Below are 22,492 nucleotides of genomic sequence, written 5' to 3' on the forward strand. Positions count from 1 at the left end.
TCCATTTCGACGATAGGAGAAATCTCTTTAAAATCAATATTTTGAGATTTCTCCACTCCGCTGCGCTACGGTCGAAATGGAAGCTTTGAGACAGCCCCTTTTGCATGGTGGTTGTATAATTAGTGGGTTGGGTTCCAGTCTATTTTTCGGGAGAAGTACATTACTGCGCCCAGTATGGCAAAGAGGCCTATGCTGCCTGCAAGGAGGGCATAGTCTTCCAGCTGAATGATTACATAGATAAACGTATACAACACACTTAGTGATGCGCCTATTAGCAATGTAAGTTTTTGTTGTTTTAATACGGTTCGGGTGTAGAGTGTTATCATGCTTACCACAGCGGTACCCGAAATGAGGTAGGCAAAGTTAAAACTGCTGTGTTCGGTAATGGATATTAGCAGGGTATAAAACATGATCAGCGCAAGCCCTATCATACAGTATTGAAAAATATGAATGTATATTTTGCTTATGGTTTGTATCAGGAAAAATATCAGGAACGTAAGCCCTATTACAAGGAAACCGTATTTTGCGGCACGCTCGTTTTGCTGGTATTCATTATTTTTTATCAGGAATTCGGTACCCAGATTGTATGCGTTTAAGTTGGGCAATGACCCAAAATACTGTTGTACAAAAGGACGGTTTAGGTGCGACACTTTCCAGGTGGCTGTAAAGCCTTTTGCTTCATCAATATGCTTATCGGCCGGCAGAAAATTACCGTTGAATTTCGGATCGGGCCAGTTGCTTTGCATTTTTACAGATGTAATTTTACCTATAGGTACCATACTGATGCTCTCGGTGCCGTTATAACCAATCCTCAGGTTAAATTTTATGCGTCCTGTGTTTAAATCCAGTGCCAGTGCCGGTGTTTCCAGTGCTTCAGTTTTACTTTTATCAGATTGTACTACCGGTTCAAAAGCGTATGTTTTACCATTAAGCGTTATGTTCAGGGCATCTTTTATGCTCTTCAGGTTATCGGTATTAATCAGTATGGTAGCCTTTTGCCATTGTACATTTTCAGGCTTTATATCACCTTTAGCAAAATCCGGTGTATTGTAATACCCACTGAAATTCATAGTGCTGCTAAACACCGTAGTCTTGTAGTTGTTTCGATGCTTTTCCTCGGTCTTTACCTGTGTATCGGCATTTAAGGTTTCCGGAAAAAAATATGCGTATTGTGTTGTGGCAGTACGGTTTACCACTACTTTTTTGGTTACCTGGTCTATAACCTGTGTGTCAGTGTACGATGTATAAGGCACTTTAAGCACAGGGCCGTAAAAGTATACGCTGCCGCCCCATTGATCGGCAATTTCCTGTTTTACATTTTGCTCCAGGCTTTGTCGTTCCCAAATAAGGCTTTTTACATATTGTAGCGGAATTAAGAGCGCCAAGGTAAGAAATCCTGTCATTATTACCCTTGCAGTGGTGCTTTGCATAAAGCCACGGGGCTGTTCCTGTTGTGGTGTGTTTATTGTTTCCATGTTAGTTAAAGGTTTTTATAATGTTGATGTATATGAAAGATATTGGGATGTTTAATAATAGGATTGAAGATTTTTGTAGGATGAGTAGTGCGTAGGGGCGGTTAGTAATTGCAACTGTAAAAAGTGTTGCCAAGAATAGAATGTAAAAAATGGCCATTGCTAACACAATCGGCGTACCAGCTATGGCTAAAATGAACAAGAATACTAACACAAACCGTTGAGGCAATATCAGGATAAGAAGGAATACTGTAGTAATGATTGAAAAAGTAGCCTTAAAAAGCTGGTAAGGCTGCGAGATTACATCTTTAATGTTATCCGGGATATTTTCTGCTAAAGTTTTTCCATAATGATTCGGGCTAAAAAAGTTCAATACCGTTTTCATAATAGTATCAATTTAAGAAAGATGCGTATGCCCGTACCAGTTGTATGTATAAACAGGCAACCGGAATATTGGTTAAAAGCAATAACAGCCTGTAGTTTAGTTCTTTCCTGTAAGGACGTTCTGTAGACGACATTATCAGTGTAAAGACCACAGCTGTGATATTGATGAAAATAACCACAGCCGCACTGCCCACCACATAGTCACGGTTGTAATAGTCCCATGCTGCATTCAGCATGTAAAACAGCAGGCAGTTGCCGTAGGTAAAAGTAGCTGCCCATACCACTACGGGCAGCCACAAAAGGATGGTTGGTTTGCTAAGGCGCTTCATGGTTACTGTATCATGAAGGTTTCTTTTATGCGGCTTACCGGCAGGTGCAGCAGCCCCAGGTGGTCTATGTCGTATACCCGTAAAGCCGATTTGCCCCTGCGGTACATGCGGTAAAAATGGGGCAGCTTCCAGGGCATTATTGCCAGCCCGGCGCACATGGTAGCCATTACCTGCAGGCTAAGGCTACCGTTGCCAAACAGGTAGTATTGCAGGGCTATTTCGTCAGTAAGGGTGCTTTTCCCGGTTACCAGCATTTGCAACGCATCTTCGGGAAATGCATATACATTTTGTCCGTAATTGCTGCCGAGCAGGAATTTGCCCAGTTGGTGCCCAAAGCTTTCTTCGGGGTATTTCATCAGGTTAAAGGCGGTTATTTTTCCGGTTTTCCGGTCGAATTCGCGGCGTACGGCTTCGATTTTTTCTTTCATTGTTTCCATTTCATTGACAGTATTTTACTTTGAATTTCAAAGTGGAGATATAAAATTTTTTAGTTTTTAGAAGTAGTGTAGAGGTCGAACAGTAAAAATTGCAGGAACCCGAACCCGAGTGTGATGCCCCATGCGGTATAGCAGGTTTCAACATTTGTAATGCTGCCCGTTATTTCCTGTACAAGGTTAAGAGGGTGGCGGAGTATGTCCCAACTGTTATAACGCAACACGCGGCCTATATAGATGCCCAGCCCACTAAGCAGGCACACGCAGCCCATGGATAGAACAGCAGAGGTTTTACCCCAAATTTGCGTAAGCAGTGTGTAGATATTTTTCATTGAAGCCAGGCCTAACAGAAACCCGCTTATAGAGAACGACCCCAACAACAGTATATCTAACCAGAACGGCACGGTGGTTTCACGCTTAAAATGCAGGAAATCGGTAATGAGGTAGGGGGCATTGGGCAGTAACATTAGCCATGCCAATAGGGTAGGGTAGAGCAGGTAGCGGTTGTTCCGTATGCTCTTAAAGTTTGTTGCTATAATACTCATTACCAAAGGTAATCCGGCAAGGAACAGGTTCCAGATGAGGAACATATAGAATACTGACTGGGTCATTTTTACCCTGATGAGCAGCAGCGCTATACTAAACGCCGATAGCAGGATGATGGGGATGTAGCGCCTGCAGTTTCGCAGTACATGGAATTTAAGCGTATCGTTCATAATTTAATTTTTAAAGTACTTTGTTTTTCAAAGTAAATAAGTAAAAAAATATCAGCTCTTTTGTATCAGTTTTTCAAGCGCGTCTATATGATCCCGAAAGGCTTTACGGCCTTCATTGGTAGCTACATAGCGCGTGTTTGGCTTTTTCCCTATAAACTGCTTTTCTATGGTAATGTAATTTTCGGTTTCCAGTGCCTTGGCATGGCTGGCCAAGTTACCGTCTGTTACGCCCAGCAGTTCCTTCAGGGTATTAAAATCGGCATACTCGTTTACCATGAGTATACTCATAATACCCAGCCGTATGCGATGGTCAAACGCTTTATTTATATGCTGTAAAATGTTCTTCAAAACTATTGTTTACGGTCGTATTTAAAATACATGATGCTGCCGTACAGTATGTGGCATACGCCAAAGCCCAGCGCCCAAAATTCAAGCCCGTAGCCTATGGCATAGGTGGCTATAAGGCCAATGATTATTACGGTAATGCCCAGGTAGCGTACGTCGCGCAGGGTGTACTTGCTGGCGTTTACACAGGCTAACCCGTAGAAAATCAACGTTACCGGAGCTATAAGCCCATAATGGTGCGACTGTACCAAAAGTAAGGCAAATACGCCGCCTGTTCCAAGTGGTATTGCAAAATTTACTAAAAGGCGTATTGCTGTGCTGTTAAAAAGGGTGGTGCCCTGTTTTTTAGCCTTAGATGCCGACATGATGAGGGCTGTACCTACCGACAGCAGCAGAACAGCAGCCATAATGGCCAGGCATAGCTTAAATTCATAGCTTTCAAGGGTTATGTAGCGGTAGTTGTTGCCCACAATCCTTTTGGCGGCATAAGCGCCCACAAGTGCATATACACCCGCCATAATACCCGAAAGACCACTCAGGGAGATGAACTGCGTAGAACGGTCCATCATCTTTTTTATGTCCTGTATATCCTTTAAATAATTTTCCATTTTTAAAGTACTTTGAATTGCAAAGTAAAATAATAATTTTTGTATGGCAATGCAAAAACAAGAATATTTTTTAAAAATGTAGCAATGTAGCAATGTAGCAATGTAGCAATGTAGCAATGTAGCAATGTAGCAATGTAGCAATGTAGCAATGTAGCAATGTAGCAATGTAGCAATTGATATATTAAACAATCGGTTAATTGCTACATTAGTAAATCGTTACATTAGAAAATTGTTACATTGGAATCAGTCTGTAAATTGCCGAAGCAGGTTTTTCTACGGCTACATAAATAAAGCCATCCGGTCCCTGGCGCACATCGCGTAGACGGCCAATGTTCTTCAGTAGCTTTTCTTCTTTTACTATTTTATCACCGTTTAAATAACATAAATTAAGGTATTTAAAACGTAGTGAGCCTACTACTAGGGCACCTTTCCATGGTTTGTATACATCGCCTGTTATAAAAGCCATACCGCTTGGTGCTATGCTGGGAATCCAATATAAGATAGGGTCGGTTATACCCGGAGCAGCAGCCTTGTCGGTTATTGTGGTGCCGTTGTAGTTAATGCCATAGCTGGTAACGGGCCAACCGTAGTTGTTGCCGGGCTGAATGATGTTAATTTCATCGCCACCGCGTGGCCCGTGCTCGGTTTCCCAAAGCACATTGCTCCATGGGTTTATGGCAAGGCTTTGCGGGTTTCGGTTACCATAGCAGTAGATGCTGGTAGGTTTTCCCTCCTTATCCTTAAACGGGTTATCGGCAGGTATGGTTCCGTCAGCATGTATACGATGTATCTTTCCGAGTTGATTATTGTCCAGTGACTGCGGGTTTTGTTGCTCGTTGCCGCGCTCGCCTACGCTTATAAACAGGTAGCCTTTGTCGTCAAAAACCAGGCGGCTCCCATAGTGGTGGCGGGTAGGGGCATAGGGCAGCGCCTCGAATATTATTTTTTGGTCGATAAGTTTATTGCCATCCAGTTTAGCGCACATTACAGCTGTGGTAGCCAGTGTTTTGCCGTTCTCTTTTTTCGGTTTGGAATAGGAAAAGTATATAAGATTATCGGTTTTAAAATCGGGACTTAATACAATGTCAAAAAGCCCGCCCTGTCCTTCAGCCAGTACTTCGGGTACACCGGTAATTTCCTGTTTCTTTTTGTTTAGTATTTTGTACATTTTTCCGCCGCGTTCGGTAGCCAGCAGGCTGCCATCGGGCAAAAATGCCATTCCCCAAGCTACGTCTATTCCTGTTGCTATAGTGTCAAGCTTTACAGTTATGCTTTCACTTTTAAATATCCCGGTAACAGGTTCACTGTCAAAGTTGAATGTTGCTACATTCTGTATGCCTTTCTTAATATATTTTGCCAGTTCTTCTATCTCCTTATCGGTAAAAGTTTTATTAAAAGCGGGCATCCCTTCGTCTTTCCATCCCCTTTTTATACTTACCATCAGGTCTTTTACTTCGCTTCCGTGTTTCCATTGCCTGTCTGTAAACGCATCCATTTTTTCACCATGACAGCCACTGCAGTAATTAGCGTAGTTTTCTTCCGGAGTTTTCAGTGTGTTTTTATAAGTGCTAACGGTTTCTTTTGACCCTGAGGAAAAACCGAGAGCAATAAAAACCGCGGCGGCGGCAGGAAGTAGGAGTAGGTGAGGTTTCATAAAAGTTATGTGATTGTGTCCTGTATCAAATCTATTAATTTTTAGCATAAAGGAAATAACACAGTATCAATTTTATCTTTTCTTTGGCGTAATTTATATATTTGGCACCGCTAATTAACCTTTAATAACCTTTATCACATTGAAAAAGACATTTATTATAGCCCTTTTGGTTGTTTCGGGCAGCCTTTTTGCGCAGAAAGACTGTGTTTATTCTATAAACGATACCACTAAAGACCAGGAGTTGAAAACAACAATGGATCACCTTATGTACGAAAAGGTGTTTGGGGGTTCATCTCAGTTTGTTTTCTTTTCACTGAGTAACAGCCAGGGAGTGCCACTGGTAAACTTCCAGCTATTAGCCAAGTCAAAGGATTTTCCTAAGTCGTACTGTCTTGATGGAGCTTCGCGCATTTACCTGCAACTGGCAAATAATAAAATAGTAACGCTTATTAATGCTGCGCAGGAACAATGTAGCACTCTTATCTACGATGAAATAGAGAAGAATAACATTCGCACCTTAAATGGTACATTTTTGTTCACAAAAGGGTCGCTTGAAGATCTTAAGGAATCGCCTATATCATTCATTAGGGTAAAATATGTGGGCGAAACGGTAGATTACCCTATGAAACGAGAGCTGGTAAGCGAAACCATGAAAAAAACATATAAGCCCGAAACTTACTTTATAGACAACCTGAAGTGCATAGAGGAGTAAAAAAAAATCTGTACGCATAATGTTGATTGTTAAATAGTTTCTGATTTAAATGAAAAAAAAGTAAAAAAACCTTTAAAAATACTTGCAAATGATTAGAAAAATAACCTACATTTGCACTCGCAAAAACGGTACAACACCAGTGATTGCTAAATAAAGAGGAGAGGTGCCGGAGTGGTAACGGAGCAGATTGCTAATCTGTCAACGCGCAAGCGTTGCCAGGGTTCGAATCCCTGTCTCTCCGCTTCTTCGGGGTGTAGCGTAGCCCGGTCATCGCGCCTGGTTTGGGACCAGGAGGTCGCAGGTTCGAATCCTGCCACCCCGACTAAAAAGCCTTCAACGGCAGTCAAAAACCCGCAAATCATCAGTATTTGCGGGTTTTTTGTTTTTATTCCATACCAGTAAATACCAAAGAATATCAATCTGAATGTGAGCAATTGCGTGAGCGAATTTGAAGTTTTAAATTTACTCACCTATTAGCAGGTAAATAATTGTAATACAATGTGTTAAATCGATTATTTTAATGCTTTTTGTTACGGTTTGATACCCTTTTTATCCGCTTTCTGTGAGCACTTTTGAGCAGGTTCGGGCAAAATGTATCAGTTTAACCCAAAATGTATTTGGTATGAAAAGCAAAAACACATTTGGTATCCAGTTTGTTATCAGGATGCCTAAACAGCAAAAGAATGAAAAAGCGACCGTATATGCCCGCATAACGGTAAATGGAAGAAGGTCTGAAATCTCCCTTAAACAAAAAGTACAGCCTAAAGACTGGGATGATGTAAAGGGGCGTGCAAAAGGCAAGCGTGAAGAGATTATAAAACTTAATAGCCATATTGAGCGTGTGCGCACCATCATAGCCGATGGCTATAACGATTTGGTGCAACAACGCAAGACCGTAACAGTAGATGCGGTAAAGTCTTTGTTTGTTGGCGGTGACGAAGAAACGATGACACTTTGTAAACTCATAGCATACCATAACCAGGAGGCAGCTCATAAACTTGCGCCCGGCACAATGAAGAATTACCATACTACACAAAGGTATATTGAAAAGTTCCTGAAGGATAAGTACAAGCGGAATGATATTGTCCTTGCAGAACTAAATTACCGCTTTGTAATGGACTTTGAGAGCTATCTTGCTACCTACATACCCCAAGACCACCAAAAGCCCCTTAACAACAATGGTATTATGAAGCATATTGAAAGGCTGCGCAAGATGGTAAACCTCGCCATAACATTAGACTGGCTACCGAAAGACCCTTTTGCAAGTTTTAAAAAGCACTTTGATAAAGTGGAACGCCAATGCCTGAATGCAGAAGAACTTACAAGCCTTGCTAACAAGGAATTTAAAATTGACCGTTTGGAACACGTTAGGGATATGTTTTTGTTTAGCTGCTACACTGGCCTTGCCTACATCGACATGACACAACTCACCAAAGAAAATATCATCAAGGGTATTGATGGTGGGCTTTGGTTGTCAACGAGCAGGGTTAAAACGGACACGAGTGTGCGTGTACCGCTGTTACCACAGGCGAAAGTATTAGTCGATAAATACAAAGATGACCCACGGGCACAATACAGCAGCACTTTATTCCCTGTTATCTCTAACCAACGCATGAATGGTTATCTGAAAGAGATTGCAGATGTATGTGGCATAACCAAAACGCTGACATTTCATATTGCCCGCCACACATTTGCTACCACTGTTACGCTTAGTAATGGTGTACCGATTGAAAGTGTATCCAAGATGCTTGGGCATACCAGTATCAGGACTACCCAAATTTATGCCAAGGTAGTTGAAAGTAAATTGAGCGAAGATATGGGAAGGCTACAGGAGCGGCTGAATGTCGCTTTGGGATAAGAAACCACATAATTGAAAAGCGCAGACAGTGTCTGCGCTTTTCAAAAGGTCAGACACCGTCTGCCCAATTCACAGGAAAATAATTTCGTATCTTTGTTAGAGGCAGTCTTTTATGGCTGCCTCTTTGCATTAGTGTAAATTTCTAAAAATTCTGCTATGAAAGATACCTATTTCAAAATACGCCGTCCATTTTCAATAAGGCAACACCGATACGATATTGGCAGTCCTGTAGGCTTTTGGACCTTATATGATGACAACCATTTTTTAGCAAGGTTGTATCAAATAGGCAATGAAGAACAGGAAGCGTTTTATAGCTATCATTTACAATACGCAGTAAGTAGCGGTAAATGTACCGAAGCAGAGTTTTACGCCCATGTACGTGAAATCGTGGCTGACCATATTGAAGCATTACGGAAAGAATCGCCGTTTTCACGAAATCACGGGCGTAACCGGGCTAACCTTAAAATGTTGCGTATATTCCGTGATTATCTCATAACCATAAATACCTATGGATATCTTGACCCGGTAGACATTACCATAACTCGATACAATACAGAAATTAACGAACTCAAAACACAACTTGCTCAAAAGGAACAGCTTCTCAAAGACATAAAGGTATTTGAAACCGACCAAAAAATCCGCATTACAAAGGGTTATCTCTACACACTTGTTGATATTATACAGCAACTTGGTGAACTCAGGCTTCCTGATAAAGATGGTGTGCGCCTGTTACGGCCTTCTACCGAAATGGTATGGGTGAAGTTGATATGTAAATATTTTCAACACGGGGAAGACGAAATAAGCGTGCAGACTTTAAGAAGTTATTTCCCGGCTGATAAAAATAATCCAGGAATAAAATATCGGGATATCCAGAGTAAAAACAAATTTTATAAAATTATAAATCTTTAATAGCAAAGACTGATTTGCATTAGATTATCCCAAATCAGTATTTAACAACTCAGAAGCCGGTACTTCCAATGACTTGCATAACTCAAGTAATGTTGTAAAACCAAAGTTTTTGCTGCCAGACTCTATTGCGTTCAAATCACTACGGCTTAGTTGTCCTCGGGCGATCACATCATTAATGCTAAAGCCTTTTTTTTCACGGACTTCGCGTACCCGCTCTCCAAACCTGACAAGCCTTTTGTCTTTAAATTGAATCATATTTTTACTATATAAACCAAAAATAAAATTTAATAACGGCAAACGGGCATATTGGCCTTAATTCATATTTGGAATAATTAAAATTAAAAGGCAAGAGAATTGAACCCGCTTCTCTTGCCTTTTATAGTAAATAACAGCCTTCAATTAGTAGGTAAATGCGAGTCCCCCGCCTAATCCCATATCGCTGTCATAGTGGGCAGATAGCGACCAATATCTTGTGAGTATGTAACGGCTTCCTACGCTATATTCGTAATCGGTATTCCAGCTGCCCCATAACCGCAGGCGTGAGGTTACCGGAATATCCTGCCGTGTAAATTGCAGCCGGACATTGCCTTTATGGTCAACCCTCAAATCACTCTCTACAAACCACGGCAGTACATAAATCACGCCTAAGCACGCCACAGCCCTTTGTGCCTGCGTACTTTGCTGGCCAAACAGGTTGCGGTCTCTGTCTAATGTATTATGGTACCTAAAATCCCAGCCGGTATATACAGCCAGAAACTGCTTGTTATCAAGGTAACGGCCTATGTGCGCTTCGGTTTCGTAACCTGAATCGTCATTGTAGCCCAACCTCCACTCGGCATCTAAAAAGTTGCGGGTGTTCTCTAATCGTAACTCTCCATCACTACCGTTACTCTCAAGCCCTACATCTGCCGAGAAATAATATCTTTTATCATCGGCATACACCATTTTAAGCGCTGACTTGGCATCAGGTAATTGCGGGTTGGGCGGTGAATTTTCATAGGTAAATATCCTGCCCATGCCGCTCATCATATGGTATAATATATGGCAATGGAAAAACCAGTCGCCGTATTCTTCGGATGCATTAAACTCAATGGTATCGGTTTCCATAGGCATAATATCCAAAACATTCTTAAGTGGAGAATATTCCCCATGCTGGTTTATTACCCTAAAGAAATGCCCGTGCAGGTGCATGGGGTGGCGCATCATAGAATTATTAGTTATAATGATGCGTATGTTTTCCCCGGCCTTAATCAGTATCTTATCAGTCTCCGAAATAGTTTTGTTGTCTACCGTCCATACATAGCGGTTCATATTGCCGGTAAGGGTAAAGTGTAGTTCTCGGAAAGGTTTATTGGGCAAGGTGGTCTTTACAGGCGATTTAAGCATGTTGTAGTTGAGCGTAACCATATCGCTATTGCCCTGCATAGCATTATGGTCGTGGCCTTTCATGTCTTCCATGCCATCCATTGGTTTTTTATCCATTTTTTTGTTGTCCTTGCCCTGCATATCCATACCTGCCATCTTATTGTTGGCAATTTCAGGGTACATTACGGCATTCATATCCATCTGTTGCAGGCTCATTTTCATGCCCATGTCTTTCATGTTGCCGCCAACGGTCATCATGTCGTTCATCATTTGCATGCCTTCAAAATAATTTAGCCGTTGCAGCGGGTTGGCCAGCTGCTTAACACCACTGCCCAGCCATAATGATGTGTGCCCTATACGGTCTTCAGATGTAGCAGTCAGCTCATAAGCCACACCCTTAGGCGGAATAGTTACAATTACATCATAGGTTTCAGAGGTACCCACAATAAACCGGTCAACAGGAACCGGCACCACTTCCGATCCATCTGAAGCTACCACATCCATCTTGCCCCCAGCATAATTCAACCAGAAATAGGTGGAGGAACTACCATTAATAATACGGACACGCACCTTGTCTCCAGGCTTAAATTCAGGGGCTTCAACATCGGTTCTTCCATTGGCAAAAAAGCGTTCATAGTACACATCGCTCACATCCATAGCCCGCATGCGTTTCCACTCGTTGGTAAATTTTGTGCCAAACTTCCCTTCTTTTATGGCCTGGCCATAGTTTTGCGTAGCGCCTTTCTTAATACTGAACCAGTCGTTCTCCTTATGCAGCATACGCTCTACCTGGTGTGGGTTCAGGTCGGTCCAATCACTTAAGAGCATGGTATATTCAGGCATTTTAGGTTCATCCTTTTTATGGATGATAAATGCTCCGTACATGCCCGACTGTTCCTGTAGCATAGTATGCGAATGGTACCAATAGGTACCGCTCTGCCTTAAGGGGAATTTATACGTATGCACGCTCATAGGCTTTATAGAAGCTGTGGTAAGGTAGGGTACACCGTCCTGCTCGTTAGGTAAGAGCAGGCCGTGCCAGTGTATTGACGTATCGTGGTGGTGCATCATGTTGTGCACCCGTATAACCGCTGTATCACCCTCTGTAAAGTGCAGCTCAGGCCCGGGTATTTTACCATTAATAGCAATAGCGTTGATGCTTTTGCCGGTATAGTTTATTACGGTGTCGGTTACATATAAGTCGTACTCCTTTATGTTCTGTGCCTGCATTGCCAGCGAAAGCAATAACAGGCATGTACTCGCTAATTTTTGCATAGGCTATTTAAGGGTTTCGGTAGTACTGCCGCAGCTTAGCATTTTACTGCCGTAGTACGGATTTTTAACCTCTTTATCCAGGCTAAGCCAGTTTGCTCCCTTACCATTATTATACATGGGGCAATGCTGGTAGTAGAATGTTTGGCCCGATTCGAAAGCCTTGGCTACTGTGTATAAAGCATCTGACAGCGTTACAAAATGGTCGCGCTGGTGTTTTATATCTTTAGTATCGGCAATATGCTCCGCGTCTTCCTGCAAGGCAGGCAGGTTTTTCATCCACACCATGTGGGCATTGTGTTCCATTTTGTCCATAGGCACTGCTTTCAGGGCTTTTGTAAGTTCAGCCGATGCTGTAGCTGCTGCCGTGCCATCTGATTTTACAAGGGCATCTTTTAGTTTAAAGTAAGCAGCATATACTTCTTTTAGTAAATGGTTTTGTTGGCCTGCATCTTCTTCTTTAACAGCCATATCATGACCCGTATGAACATCGGCTTTAAGGGCTGCCTCAGCAGCGCGCTCATATTGGCAGCAGCCGGGCAATTTGTTGTAGGCTTCAGAGGGTGCAAGGTATTTTTCGTTATCATAACCCGCATAGGCCACTTTTTTCAGCAGGACATCAGCAGTTGTTTTAGTGCTGTCATAGGTCAAGGTAAGCTTGTGGCTGTCTTTATCCCAGGTAGCTTCAGATACTTTCTTTTCACTGGCGGCTTTTTCTATGGTTGCTTTACACATGCCGCAATTGCCTTGTACGGTCAGGGTTTCGGTTTTAGCGTTGTTTATTTGGGCACTGGCTTGAAGTGATGCCACAGCAAACACCGGCACCACTATTTTATAGAATAGGTTCATGATTTTAATTTTTAAGTAAACAAATAATTTAGTAGGTGTATTTCTTAAAGAACACACCTATGGCTGTACAATTATGGGTTTAGCTTATTTTGGGAGGCAGGCGTAAGCCTTTTGCATCTGCATTTACAAAAAGTTCAGCGTACTGAAATACGTGTCTTTTATAAGAAGGTATGAAGAAAAATGTATTGCGTTCTGAAACCGTAAGGGGTAAAAACTTAAATACTCCGCTTGTTATACACTGGCAGCATTTGCCGCCGCATTTACCATGTTTGTGTTTGTGGCAATTATGAGAATGGGTGGTGTTTTTACAGCAGGATTGTTTTCTATCTTCTTTTGCTGCAACGGTTTTTGTAAATTTACTAACTGCATCATGGTGTCTACCGCAGGCAAATGATGAACCAGAGCTAAAAACAAAGCCCAATATCATCAGGAGCATGAAATAATACCTATTCATATGGTTTAGTTAAATGAAAAACTGAACTAATGATGTAAAGTTACGATATTTATGTATTTTGACATTATAGAATTTTGGAGATTAATTACATAATTTTCGGCTTTCTGACAGCTATATATTTTTTGATAGTACTTTTATGATAAGAACATTATATTTTTTTAGATTTAAACCAAAAGGACTTTACACTATTGCTCCAGCTATAACTATACTTATAATAAATGCATACCATATCTGATTTAAACTGACCAAATGCCCACAATGGTCATCTTTTTATAGTATTCCCTCCTTTACTTTGTAATCAAAATGGCTGTAAGCTTATCAATTGGTTTACGGCTTGCAAGAGGTTTTGTTTAATGTAAAAATGAAGGAAGATGAATGTAGAGCTAATTACAAGGGACGACCTTGAACGATTCAAGAAAGATTTATTGGAAGAAATCCGCAAATTTCAGGCATTCCCACGCAAGCGTGGCGAGGAACAACGCAATTGGCTTAAAAGCTTTGAAGTAAGAAAGTTGTTAGGCATTTCAGCAGGAACACTGCAAAATTTACGTATCAATGGCACATTACCGTTTAGCAAGATTGGTGGTTTGCTGTATTACCGCTACGAGGACATACTGAAGCTAATGGACGGCACAGGCGAATAAGCAACGTTAATTTTGTAAGCTATGGAAAAGCTAACCTGTGCCACAGCAAAACAAATCGACCTTGTGGATTTCCTTGCTTTGCTCGGATATGAACCATCAAAAATCCGAAACTCAGATTATTGGTACAAGTCCCCATTGCGAAATGAGCAGACCGCTTCTTTTAAAGTCAACCGTGAGCGTAATGTTTGGTTCGACCACGGGATGGGTAAAGGTGGCGATCTGATAGATTTTGGAAAGGAATACTTCCGGTGTACCACAAGCGAGCTACTCCAAAAGCTATCGGATGGTAATACTGAAACCTTTCTTTTTCACCAGCAGGAAAAACCGAAGTTAACGAACATTTCAAATAGCATTTCTGCCGGTGAAAAAAAGAAGGAGGATGAGGCCAAAATATTGGTTACGGATAGCAGGGTTATTTTGGATAACCAGTTGATTGGTTATTTGGAAAAGAGAAATATCCCATTGGAGGTTGCCAGGCAATATTGCCGTGAAGTTGACTTTCTCCTGTACGGTAAAAAGCAGACTGCTATTGGTTTTAAAAATGATAGCGGAGGTTATGAACTGCGGAGCGAATATTTCAAAGGCAGCAGTTCGCCAAAGTCTATAAACTTCATCGATGTTGGGTCTAAATCCCTAAATGTCTTTGAAGGCTTTTTCGACTTCCTGTCATATAAAACGATGGCGCAAAAAGCAGCTGAGCCACCACCAAATGTTTTAGTCTTAAACTCCCTTGCCTTTTTCCAAAAATCCTGGGAACTTATGGAGAAGCATGAATATGTGAACCTCTACCTTGACCGGGATGAGGCGGGCATGAAACTCACAAAAGAAGCTTTGGAAAGAAACCCTGAAAAGTTTACTGACCAAAGTATTCTGTACAAAAATCATAAGGATTTGAACGACTGGCTTAAGCAGTCTGAAACACTTAAACCCGTTAAAAAGCATGGAAGGTCTACATGACGTCTGAGTGGTAGCCAGCTATGTTTTGGTAAAACCAAAACGCTGGCTCAACTCATGCTATCGCATTCGTTGAGGGATTTTTTTCATGCTACCGCATTCAAAAAATTGTAATGGTGAAAGATGATGGAAGGAGTAAATGACAACAATAGGAATAAAGGCGGCAGGCCTCCCAAAGAGATTAAAAGGAATCAGGTAATGGCAATCAAGTGTACACTCTTTGAGCGTAAGGCTATTGAAGCCAAAGCAAGAAATGCAAAACTTACCATATCAGAATACCTGCGCGAACTTGGCCTGACTTCAAAAATAAATTTCAGGAATAAAGCCCTGCCAAAAGAAGTTTTAAGCTTCATAGCAACCTTAAACCACATGGCTGCGAACCTGAATCAGATTGCCAAAAAGCGCAACAGCAATGACGAGCTTAGCCCAATTGAACGGGCAGAACTCAAAGTACAGTCCAGCCAAGTGAAAGACCTTGCCCTGCAAATAAAAAACTACCTGGTATGATTGGGCATGTGTCCATAGGGGCATCCATATACCACCTGCTCAGTTATGTACTGGAAGATAAAAAAGAATTGTCTGAAGAAAAGAAATTAGAGCTTGCAGCACGAGACCATTTACAGCACAGCGAGCGTGCCGAGGTATTGGAATACAACAAATGCTTTGGCAACAAATATGAGCTTACAGAGCAGTTTAAAGATGTAAGCAACCTAAGCAAACGTATTGAAAAAACAATGCTGCATTTATCCCTGCGGTTGGCACCGGGAGAACAATTGACCAAAGCGCAACTAACCGACATGGGCAGGACTTGTGCCGAAGCCTTTGGCGTAGCCGATCATCAATACATCTGCGTGTTACACAAGGATACCAAAGAGCAGCATATCCATATTGCTGCCAACCGGGTAGGATTTGATGGCAAAGTAGCTACGGACAGTAACAGTTATAAGCGGATGGCAGAAATTTGCCGGAAGCTTGAAAAGCAATACGGCTTGCAGGAAGTACTTAGCCCAAGGAAATTCCTATCTCCGAAGGACAGGCAATTACCTAGGCACGATAGCCGGAAGGAAAAGCTGAAAGCGGATATACAGCAGACCTTAAAGCAAACCAGTAGCTACCCAGCCTTTGAAAAGCACATGGAAGGTTTAGGGTATAAGGTTTTAAAAGGACGGGGTATCTCTTTTGTGGATGATAAAAAGGTAAAGATTAAAGGAAGTGAAGTTGGTTTTTCACTGGCTAAGATTGAAAATATATTGAGCCTGCAACAACAGCTTGAAGCAAAACGGATAAGCCAAAAGAATGAACGTTTCAATGATAGCGCTACAAGTGTCAATAACTTTAAATCAGCTAAAAGTCAGCAATTTAACCGCGAAATATCTTTTGAAGCGGTTGAAAAACAAATCACGGGGCTTATAGGCCAGCTAATGAACCCTGAATATACTTCAGACTATAGAGATCCTGAACTAATCCGACAGCCTAAAAAGAAAAGAAGACCGGGAATGAAACACTAACTAATGATCAATGACTATGGAAACGAATGGAAAAAATAAGCTTGACAGGGATACACTGCAATTAGTGCTTGAAGAGTTTACTGTCGAACAAAAGACGACGAATCAAAACATCGGCGAACTGATTATCGCTATAGATAATCTTGGAAAAAAACTTGATGGTTTCAATGAGCAGGAAGCGTCGAAAAACGAAGTTCCGGTAAGTATAGATATTGCTCCGGTAAAAAGTGCATTGGAAAAAGGATTTTTGGATATTAAATACATGATTGGCAGGGAGCCTAAGAGCATTACCCGAAAACTTCAGATATTGCTTTTCCCGGAACAGGATGCTAAGCTTTTCTATAAAATAGTTTTTGGACGTTGGTTTTTGTTGGCAATTGCCATATTTGCTATAAAGTTTGCCTACAGTTGGGGATTAAACTATACACAGGGTATGAAAGAAGTCGAAATGCAGCAGTTGGAGAGCGACAAAATTAAACAGGCCTGGGACTATATGTATAAACATAATGGAAAGGCCACAAAAACGATGATGGATAAAGCGTATAATTTCTCTGCGAAAGAACAAGATAAATGAATTGCGAATGCATTGCGTTCGCAATTCAATCATTTCGTTGTTCATTGAAAGTACGCATTTACGAATACACTGTATTCGCGATTTTTCCTATCGTAATTTCCCCTTTTTATTAGGTATAGAATTATTTCCTAAATTAGAGCTAAAATACTACAAATGAAAACAGGACGAAACGACTTATGTCAATGTGGAAGCGGGAAAAAGTATAAAAAATGCTGTCTCTCCTCAGACAACTTGACGTTTTCAGGTTATTTATCATCTTTCAGCTCATTGGAAGCATTAAAAGTCCTTTCACTACTTCAAATCTTGCCTATCAATCAGGCAAAATTAGTTCGTCTTGAATCTATTCAGGATAAAATATGCCAAAACATCAATGATAAAGAGGTCTCAAAATACGACCAGTTAAGAAAAATAATCCATAAAGAATACAATTATGATTACCGTGAAGACCCATTAGAATCATGTGCAACTGAGAACCTAATGTTTTTCAATGGGAATAATATTGTCTTTCCAGGGATTGCCAAAGACAGTACTAATATTAATCAACTCCTACTGAATAGTATTTTCCACATTGATGATTCTTTAGCAAACGAAACAAAAGATATAATCAGAGAAGGTACAGTGTTCTTACTATATGTACATGATAAAATTGCAAAAACCATTGCATTACAAAGAAATATGTCTGAAGATGATTATAGAGGCCAAATATATTTCCCTGAAAAAGATTTTGTCGTTAGATATAGTAACCTTTTTGAATTTACTCAACATGATATTGAAAAGATATATGCTAAGTTTCAAATAGAACATGATGTAATAAGTTATTTTTCTACTAACCAGGCAGCAGTTGTAAGCAATAAAGATGAAGAAACCATATTAATTGAAAAGCCATTTTTGAAAGTAGGTGATAAGTATTATTTAGCGATGCCTTCTGCTCAAATGTACTGTTTAAATTTATTCATTCGAAAAGTAGCAGAGTCCAGAGAAGAACATGATATTTTAGACCTCTGCTATAATAGGAGATTGATTTACGAGCTAAATCATTACTTAGGGGCATACTGGTCAAAACTTAAGGTTAATATTGAATTAAATCAATATGAGTCCATCTGGCAATTTGACAGCAATAAGTTTGCATACGTTTGTTTTTTACCTGTTGATAAAGATGATTCTATTGAGTCACGAGCAAATGAGATTATTGCTTTATTAAAGACAAAATTTGAGTACCCAGTACAATTTTTATCATTATTTATTTTCGCTTCTTATGAACTGGATGAAGTTCAGGCATTTAGTTTTGAAGATATCCATGAAGCGACTTATCAATTAGCTTTGAACTTTTTTGACATAGATAGACTATTTACAAATTGGGACTTTGACAAGCTTTCGCTATGGAAGTACGCACGAGCTGAGAGTATCGTACATGAGGATAGAAATGTTGAAATGATGCCATTCTACTCTACACTTACATACTATAGGTATTACATGAGTAATAGAGAATCGTTTTACCGAACAGATGAACAAATGCCTAATTTTATAAGTTTTGATTTTGCCACTCAAGGTAATATTGCAATCGAGGCTACACAAAAAAACGATAAACACTTCATATTTTACATTAATGAGACTGGCAATCCCGGTTACTTACCCGTAACTAAGACTCAACAATATGCCCCCATTTACACCTCTGAAGAGATTCTATATGGAAAATTAAGGGTTGCGTTAGAATATTACTCTTTACCTATTTGGTTGACTTCCGATTCGACAAGAGATGCGTTAAGTAACAGCTTCATTGAAGCAATGGTATATTGGCTTTATGAACTCAGAGAACACCTGATGCCATTTGTAAATAAACTGGGTAGATATCCTATTGAAATTACTCTACTTTTCTCCGAAGAACTTCGGCAGTTCTTAAAGACCGGAGAACAGGAAACGCTAAACGATAATGACCTTAATATTGAAAGTAATATAAATATTAGCAACCGGAAAATTGAAATTATAATCCCCCTCGAAATTTTCAATGTCTTGCACAGAAAAGATAATTATGGAGAGCGCTTGTTAGTAGATAGCATACTCTATAATTTCAAAAAGTTTGGAGAAACACAAGGTATTAAGATATTTGGAGAGCATGACATACAGAATCTTCTTGACGCTTTTATGCCTTTAAGCAGGAAAAAAATGATATTGACTTCTCATATGGACGATAGCATAAAGAGATATTCATTGTACATTCCTACGGTAAGATTTTTATCGGATGCAGATTCGGCCATAATACTTGAGAACAATGTGAAATGGCTCAATTATCAGAAGTCTATACCAAGTGCAATCAACAGTGTAGATGATAAATTATCACTGTTATATGACTTGATTGCTTCCTTAAGAAATCAGCTTCGATTAAGGTTAAAATGTTTTAATTCTTTTGAGCTTTTGAAGCATGTCATTTTGAGACATGAAGCGATAATATATAAGTCAGGTTACTTAGACCTAAGCCTCACTGCCAAATTAGAATGTTTTTCACATTATCAAGATATTGTAGAAGAATATAAGAAAGCTAATACTGATATAATTAAAGCATCACACGCTACAAGAAGCTTAATAGAATGCATAGTGGCAGAGCCGTATTTTGGAGATGACGTTGTTAACGACAATGATGTAGATTTTTTAATAGCCTTACTATCAGAAATAAATTTTTATGGAAATGTAATCGATTCTATTCAACTTAAATTAGATAATCCTGAAATAGGATTGCTTCCGTCTGGAAGAATAGGGTTGAATCACGACTTCTATGATTCTGTGATACATAACTATAGAGAATCTGTTATAAAGGATGAAGTACAAGAAAATAATGAAAGTTTCGATAGCCTTTTTAAAGTAAGAAAAAAGGATGACAATATTCCTTTAGACCAATATCATGACAAAATTGATATCGTCTTTAAAGATGAGTTGGGTATTGCTTTTAGTAGGATAATAGCAATTTTAAGATTTTTGTCAGTTCGTTGTTTTGAAAATAAAGCATCTTATTATGATTGCAAAGAAGATGATCTTGTACCGATGATTGGTACTAATTCAATTTTAAAAAATGAAGAAATAGAAGCCTTTATAAAGTTTATGTCATTAGAAACAAGGGGATGTTTTGACACTCCTCCTTTAGGTTATTTCGCTTCTGATATAAACACATGGAGATACAACAGAGAGTTTTCCTACGTACGCAGACCGCTACTAAGAATCAAAATGGGAGATGGTTCATATAATTTTATTTGGAGTGCGAGGCATCTAGCAATGGCTTCTGAAAACTTAATGCACATATTCTTTAACGGGTTGCTGAAGATAGACGAAAAACGGTACCCTGAATTAAGTAAATTAATAAAAGAGCGTAATACTATAAAAGGCAAAGAATATAGAAATACCGTACTGCAGTGGTTAAAACAACAGCCTATATATGTTCATGAACAGGAAATTAAGGTTAGAAAAAGTGTTTTCCCGAATGCTGAAAAAGACTATGGAGATATTGACGTTCTTGCAGTAGATGAAAATAATAAAATTGTTTACTTGATAGAATGTAAAAACACCAAACAAGCGAAAATCATGTATGACTTTCAAAATGATGCAAAAAATTATATTGAGAAACAACTGCCTAAGCATATAAATAGAGGAAGTTTCATCAGTAATAATCTTGAAACCCTATCTATAAAAATATGCAAAGATGTGGTTGGCTATCATGTCCAGGCGATTGTAATTTCTTCATACCAATTACCGATAAAGTTTATCCAAAATGTGCCAATACCTATTTATTCTTTCACAGAAGTAAAGAGATCAAAAATATTTGGTTGATTACATAAACACAAACCTGTCAAAGCAATTCTAGCACGGAGACAAACAGCAGGGATAATTTTTGCGCAGCCTGCGGTGCACGCTAACTTAGCTGCCTTTTTTGCCGTTCTAGTGGTGAGAAATAATCTTCTCTAAATAGAAGTGTCCTGAGGAAAGTTAGTTTTTAAAAGTGCATGCCACAGTATGCTCTTGTCGAAATACAAAACAAATCCTGACGTTACGCTGGGAGGTTTTGTTTCTAAACCAAGTTTAAGCATTTAGATATTCTTTATATTCGTATTTGTGATTATCATCTTCAAAATAACAAGCGTTTCCCTAACTGTTTATCTTATATGACATATAAAAAATCCAATATCACGATAGAAGGTAGTTCTGCACTGATGGAATATCTTGTGAAAAATTCGCCCAACAGTGTTGGCCCTAAAAAAGATGGACCATTTGAATTCGAATCTAAAGTTGTTAGAAAAACTTTTAAGAATTTCAAATTCAGAGGCGATTTTCAAAGCATAGAATTTAAGAAAGTTAAATTTAAAAAATGTGAGTTTGAGGGGATATGGGGATTCTTTTGCATCTTTCAGGATTGTGAGTTTGAGGAGTGTAGTTTTAGAAATTCTAGACTCTCTCATCTTGAATTAGATTGGAATACAGTACATTTTTACAAATGCCAATTTAGAAACGTTGAACTCGATGAAGGTGCTATATTTAATCTGACTTTTAAGGATTGTGATCTAAATAATTGTAGCCTAATTGGCCTTATTCCATCAGAAAACGTCAGATTTTATAACTGTACTATTGAATCTTCTCTGTTTCAATCAATGCAGCACTACGAAAATGATGAAGAGGTTAATCGAGATGATGATTTCATAGATATCTTATTTTACGATTGTATTGTAGAAGGTACCAACTTTCATAGGATGAATTTTAGAAATGGACGATTTGTTGATTCGATTCTTTATAAAACAAGTTTTATGGACTGTGTTCTTGAAAGTGAAAGTTTTATAATAACAAAAGAATTGAAATATCAGAGCTATTCTTCAATGGATTTTCAAACTATTTTGCAGAGTAAAGACGTCGAATCAAAAATATTATCCTACTATTTCAATATCAAAAATAAAACAAATTTAAAAGAGATTATATCAAGCATGACAACTCAAAAAAACTTTTTTACGGTTTTCATTTCGTACAGTTTTAAAGATTCTGAATTTGCAAAGAAAATCAATAATGGTTTAAATAACAAAGGAATAAGAACTTTCATGTGGGAAAAAGATGCGTCTGGAGGAAAGCCTTTGGATGAAATTATGACATCAGGTATCGGTGCCCACGATAAGCTATTATTTATTGCCTCGGAAAATTCAATAAAAAGTAAAGCCTGTCAATTTGAGCTAACAACTGCGAGAAAGAAACAAGAAGCCTCTTGGGATAATGTTTTCTTTCCGATAACAATAGACAATTATCTTTTTAATGTAAAAAAATCTCAGATAAGGCCAATTGAATTAGCTAATGAATATTGGGAAAATATTGAAGAGATTAAAAGAGTTAATGCTTTGGACTTTACAACTTTTGTTAGCGAAGACTATTCGGAAGCAGACTTTGATCTAAAATTAAATAAAATTATAGATGGGCTGCAAACTACTTAAG

At 39.3% G+C, this 22,492-nt stretch carries 22 protein-coding genes and 2 tRNA genes; 12 read left to right on the forward strand and 12 right to left on the reverse strand.

The features are described 5' to 3' along the window. Positions 1-119: 119 nt before the first annotated feature. The 8 genes from creD to ACLI1A_RS08160 all read right to left on the reverse strand — a co-directional run bounded on the left by creD (position 120) and on the right by ACLI1A_RS08160 (position 5,942). Positions 120-1,475, reverse strand: coding sequence for a cell envelope integrity protein CreD (gene creD, locus ACLI1A_RS08125; protein WP_411407968.1), 1,356 nt, complete (start codon positions 1,473-1,475; stop codon positions 120-122). A 1-nt stretch (position 1,476) separates the two neighbouring features. Next, on the reverse strand, positions 1,477-1,857 hold the full coding sequence (locus tag ACLI1A_RS08130) for a hypothetical protein (protein ID WP_411407970.1): 381 nt from the start codon (positions 1,855-1,857) through the stop codon (positions 1,477-1,479). 7 nt (positions 1,858-1,864) lie between these two features. Beyond that, entirely contained in the window at positions 1,865-2,185 is a 321-nt protein-coding gene (locus tag ACLI1A_RS08135) for a hypothetical protein (protein WP_411407972.1), read from the reverse strand. Between the two features lie 2 nt (positions 2,186-2,187). Next, positions 2,188-2,613: a hypothetical protein gene (locus tag ACLI1A_RS08140; RefSeq protein WP_411407974.1), complete on the reverse strand. Its 426-nt coding sequence runs from the start codon at positions 2,611-2,613 to the stop codon at positions 2,188-2,190. 59 nt (positions 2,614-2,672) lie between these two features. Next, positions 2,673-3,335 (reverse strand): DUF1361 domain-containing protein, encoded by a 663-nt coding sequence (locus ACLI1A_RS08145; RefSeq protein ID WP_411407976.1) that lies wholly within the window; start codon positions 3,333-3,335, stop codon positions 2,673-2,675. Between the two features lie 51 nt (positions 3,336-3,386). Continuing rightward, entirely contained in the window at positions 3,387-3,683 is a 297-nt protein-coding gene (locus ACLI1A_RS08150) for a winged helix-turn-helix domain-containing protein (RefSeq protein WP_411407978.1), read from the reverse strand. Positions 3,684-3,685: 2 nt separating this feature from the next. Then, complete coding sequence (locus tag ACLI1A_RS08155) at positions 3,686-4,288, reverse strand: hypothetical protein (protein WP_411407980.1); 603 nt, start codon at positions 4,286-4,288, stop codon at positions 3,686-3,688. 232 nt (positions 4,289-4,520) lie between these two features. Continuing rightward, positions 4,521-5,942, reverse strand: coding sequence for a PQQ-dependent sugar dehydrogenase (locus tag ACLI1A_RS08160; protein ID WP_411407982.1), 1,422 nt, complete (start codon positions 5,940-5,942; stop codon positions 4,521-4,523). Positions 5,943-6,081: 139 nt separating this feature from the next. On the opposite strand from ACLI1A_RS08160, the gene ACLI1A_RS08165 reads away from it, so the two are divergent. From ACLI1A_RS08165 to ACLI1A_RS08185, 5 genes are all read left to right on the forward strand, one after another. Next, a complete protein-coding gene (locus ACLI1A_RS08165; protein WP_411407984.1) occupies positions 6,082-6,654 on the forward strand; it encodes a hypothetical protein in 573 nt (190 codons plus the stop codon). Positions 6,655-6,811: 157 nt separating this feature from the next. Beyond that, positions 6,812-6,895, forward strand: a tRNA-Ser gene (locus ACLI1A_RS08170). A 6-nt stretch (positions 6,896-6,901) separates the two neighbouring features. Then, positions 6,902-6,976, forward strand: a tRNA-Pro gene (locus ACLI1A_RS08175). Positions 6,977-7,276: 300 nt separating this feature from the next. Continuing rightward, positions 7,277-8,512, forward strand: a complete 1,236-nt coding sequence (locus ACLI1A_RS08180) for a site-specific integrase (RefSeq protein ID WP_411407986.1) — start codon at positions 7,277-7,279, stop codon at positions 8,510-8,512. Between the two features lie 156 nt (positions 8,513-8,668). Further along, a complete protein-coding gene (locus ACLI1A_RS08185) occupies positions 8,669-9,421 on the forward strand; it encodes a hypothetical protein (protein ID WP_411407988.1) in 753 nt (250 codons plus the stop codon). A 24-nt stretch (positions 9,422-9,445) separates the two neighbouring features. Here the strand turns inward: ACLI1A_RS08185 and ACLI1A_RS08190 are convergent, their stop codons facing one another. The 4 genes from ACLI1A_RS08190 to ACLI1A_RS08205 all read right to left on the reverse strand — a co-directional run bounded on the left by ACLI1A_RS08190 (position 9,446) and on the right by ACLI1A_RS08205 (position 13,361). Further along, positions 9,446-9,676 carry a helix-turn-helix domain-containing protein gene (locus ACLI1A_RS08190; protein ID WP_411407990.1) on the reverse strand — a complete coding sequence of 77 codons (231 nt, stop codon included), beginning with the start codon at positions 9,674-9,676 and terminating at the stop codon, positions 9,446-9,448. Between the two features lie 144 nt (positions 9,677-9,820). Beyond that, positions 9,821-12,061, reverse strand: a complete 2,241-nt coding sequence (locus ACLI1A_RS08195) for a multicopper oxidase domain-containing protein (RefSeq protein WP_411407992.1) — start codon at positions 12,059-12,061, stop codon at positions 9,821-9,823. A 3-nt stretch (positions 12,062-12,064) separates the two neighbouring features. Further along, positions 12,065-12,907, reverse strand: a complete 843-nt coding sequence (locus tag ACLI1A_RS08200) for a DUF3347 domain-containing protein (RefSeq protein ID WP_411407994.1) — start codon at positions 12,905-12,907, stop codon at positions 12,065-12,067. Between the two features lie 79 nt (positions 12,908-12,986). Next, positions 12,987-13,361 carry a hypothetical protein gene (locus tag ACLI1A_RS08205; RefSeq protein ID WP_411407996.1) on the reverse strand — a complete coding sequence of 125 codons (375 nt, stop codon included), beginning with the start codon at positions 13,359-13,361 and terminating at the stop codon, positions 12,987-12,989. Between the two features lie 371 nt (positions 13,362-13,732). Here ACLI1A_RS08205 and ACLI1A_RS08210 point away from each other — a divergent pair, with 371 nt between their 5' ends. The 7 genes from ACLI1A_RS08210 (at position 13,733) to ACLI1A_RS08240 (ending at position 22,491) form a co-directional block, all read left to right on the forward strand. Beyond that, positions 13,733-14,005 carry a helix-turn-helix domain-containing protein gene (locus ACLI1A_RS08210; protein WP_116789173.1) on the forward strand — a complete coding sequence of 91 codons (273 nt, stop codon included), beginning with the start codon at positions 13,733-13,735 and terminating at the stop codon, positions 14,003-14,005. Between the two features lie 21 nt (positions 14,006-14,026). After that, positions 14,027-14,962 carry a toprim domain-containing protein gene (locus ACLI1A_RS08215; protein ID WP_411407998.1) on the forward strand — a complete coding sequence of 312 codons (936 nt, stop codon included), beginning with the start codon at positions 14,027-14,029 and terminating at the stop codon, positions 14,960-14,962. 120 nt (positions 14,963-15,082) lie between these two features. Next, entirely contained in the window at positions 15,083-15,466 is a 384-nt protein-coding gene (locus ACLI1A_RS08220; RefSeq protein WP_411408000.1) for a plasmid mobilization protein, read from the forward strand. After that, positions 15,463-16,467 (forward strand): relaxase/mobilization nuclease domain-containing protein, encoded by a 1,005-nt coding sequence (locus ACLI1A_RS08225; protein ID WP_411408002.1) that lies wholly within the window; start codon positions 15,463-15,465, stop codon positions 16,465-16,467. The genes ACLI1A_RS08220 and ACLI1A_RS08225 overlap by 4 nt, the downstream gene beginning before the upstream one ends. Positions 16,468-16,483: 16 nt before the next feature. Then, complete coding sequence (locus ACLI1A_RS08230) at positions 16,484-17,038, forward strand: hypothetical protein (RefSeq protein ID WP_411408004.1); 555 nt, start codon at positions 16,484-16,486, stop codon at positions 17,036-17,038. 153 nt (positions 17,039-17,191) lie between these two features. Continuing rightward, entirely contained in the window at positions 17,192-20,854 is a 3,663-nt protein-coding gene (locus tag ACLI1A_RS08235) for a YecA family protein (protein WP_411408006.1), read from the forward strand. Positions 20,855-21,186: 332 nt separating this feature from the next. Further along, a complete protein-coding gene (locus ACLI1A_RS08240; RefSeq protein WP_411408008.1) occupies positions 21,187-22,491 on the forward strand; it encodes a toll/interleukin-1 receptor domain-containing protein in 1,305 nt (434 codons plus the stop codon). The last annotated feature ends 1 nt before the right edge of the window (position 22,492 follow it).

This window comes from Flavobacterium sp. RHBU_3 (assembly GCF_046613565.1).
In the GTDB taxonomy this organism is placed as follows: Bacteria; Bacteroidota; Bacteroidia; order Flavobacteriales; family Flavobacteriaceae; genus Flavobacterium.

Bases quoted from the DNA above. Each gene is read 5' to 3' on its own strand.
- creD (WP_411407968.1), bottom strand. From the start codon at position 1,475: ATGGAAACAATAAACACACCACAACAGGAACAGCCCCGTGGCTTTATG.
- ACLI1A_RS08130 (WP_411407970.1), bottom strand. From the start codon at position 1,857: ATGAAAACGGTATTGAACTTTTTTAGCCCGAATCATTATGGAAAAACT.
- ACLI1A_RS08135 (WP_411407972.1), bottom strand. From the start codon at position 2,185: ATGAAGCGCCTTAGCAAACCAACCATCCTTTTGTGGCTGCCCGTAGTG.
- ACLI1A_RS08140 (WP_411407974.1), bottom strand. From the start codon at position 2,613: ATGAAAGAAAAAATCGAAGCCGTACGCCGCGAATTCGACCGGAAAACC.
- ACLI1A_RS08145 (WP_411407976.1), bottom strand. From the start codon at position 3,335: ATGAACGATACGCTTAAATTCCATGTACTGCGAAACTGCAGGCGCTAC.
- ACLI1A_RS08155 (WP_411407980.1), bottom strand. From the start codon at position 4,288: ATGGAAAATTATTTAAAGGATATACAGGACATAAAAAAGATGATGGAC.
- ACLI1A_RS08160 (WP_411407982.1), bottom strand. From the start codon at position 5,942: ATGAAACCTCACCTACTCCTACTTCCTGCCGCCGCCGCGGTTTTTATT.
- ACLI1A_RS08180 (WP_411407986.1), top strand. From the start codon at position 7,277: ATGAAAAGCAAAAACACATTTGGTATCCAGTTTGTTATCAGGATGCCT.
- ACLI1A_RS08185 (WP_411407988.1), top strand. From the start codon at position 8,669: ATGAAAGATACCTATTTCAAAATACGCCGTCCATTTTCAATAAGGCAA.
- ACLI1A_RS08190 (WP_411407990.1), bottom strand. From the start codon at position 9,676: ATGATTCAATTTAAAGACAAAAGGCTTGTCAGGTTTGGAGAGCGGGTA.
- ACLI1A_RS08195 (WP_411407992.1), bottom strand. From the start codon at position 12,061: ATGCAAAAATTAGCGAGTACATGCCTGTTATTGCTTTCGCTGGCAATG.
- ACLI1A_RS08200 (WP_411407994.1), bottom strand. From the start codon at position 12,907: ATGAACCTATTCTATAAAATAGTGGTGCCGGTGTTTGCTGTGGCATCA.
- ACLI1A_RS08205 (WP_411407996.1), bottom strand. From the start codon at position 13,361: ATGAATAGGTATTATTTCATGCTCCTGATGATATTGGGCTTTGTTTTT.
- ACLI1A_RS08210 (WP_116789173.1), top strand. From the start codon at position 13,733: ATGAATGTAGAGCTAATTACAAGGGACGACCTTGAACGATTCAAGAAA.
- ACLI1A_RS08215 (WP_411407998.1), top strand. From the start codon at position 14,027: ATGGAAAAGCTAACCTGTGCCACAGCAAAACAAATCGACCTTGTGGAT.
- ACLI1A_RS08220 (WP_411408000.1), top strand. From the start codon at position 15,083: ATGATGGAAGGAGTAAATGACAACAATAGGAATAAAGGCGGCAGGCCT.
- ACLI1A_RS08225 (WP_411408002.1), top strand. From the start codon at position 15,463: ATGATTGGGCATGTGTCCATAGGGGCATCCATATACCACCTGCTCAGT.
- ACLI1A_RS08230 (WP_411408004.1), top strand. From the start codon at position 16,484: ATGGAAACGAATGGAAAAAATAAGCTTGACAGGGATACACTGCAATTA.
- ACLI1A_RS08235 (WP_411408006.1), top strand. From the start codon at position 17,192: ATGAAAACAGGACGAAACGACTTATGTCAATGTGGAAGCGGGAAAAAG.
- ACLI1A_RS08240 (WP_411408008.1), top strand. From the start codon at position 21,187: ATGACATATAAAAAATCCAATATCACGATAGAAGGTAGTTCTGCACTG.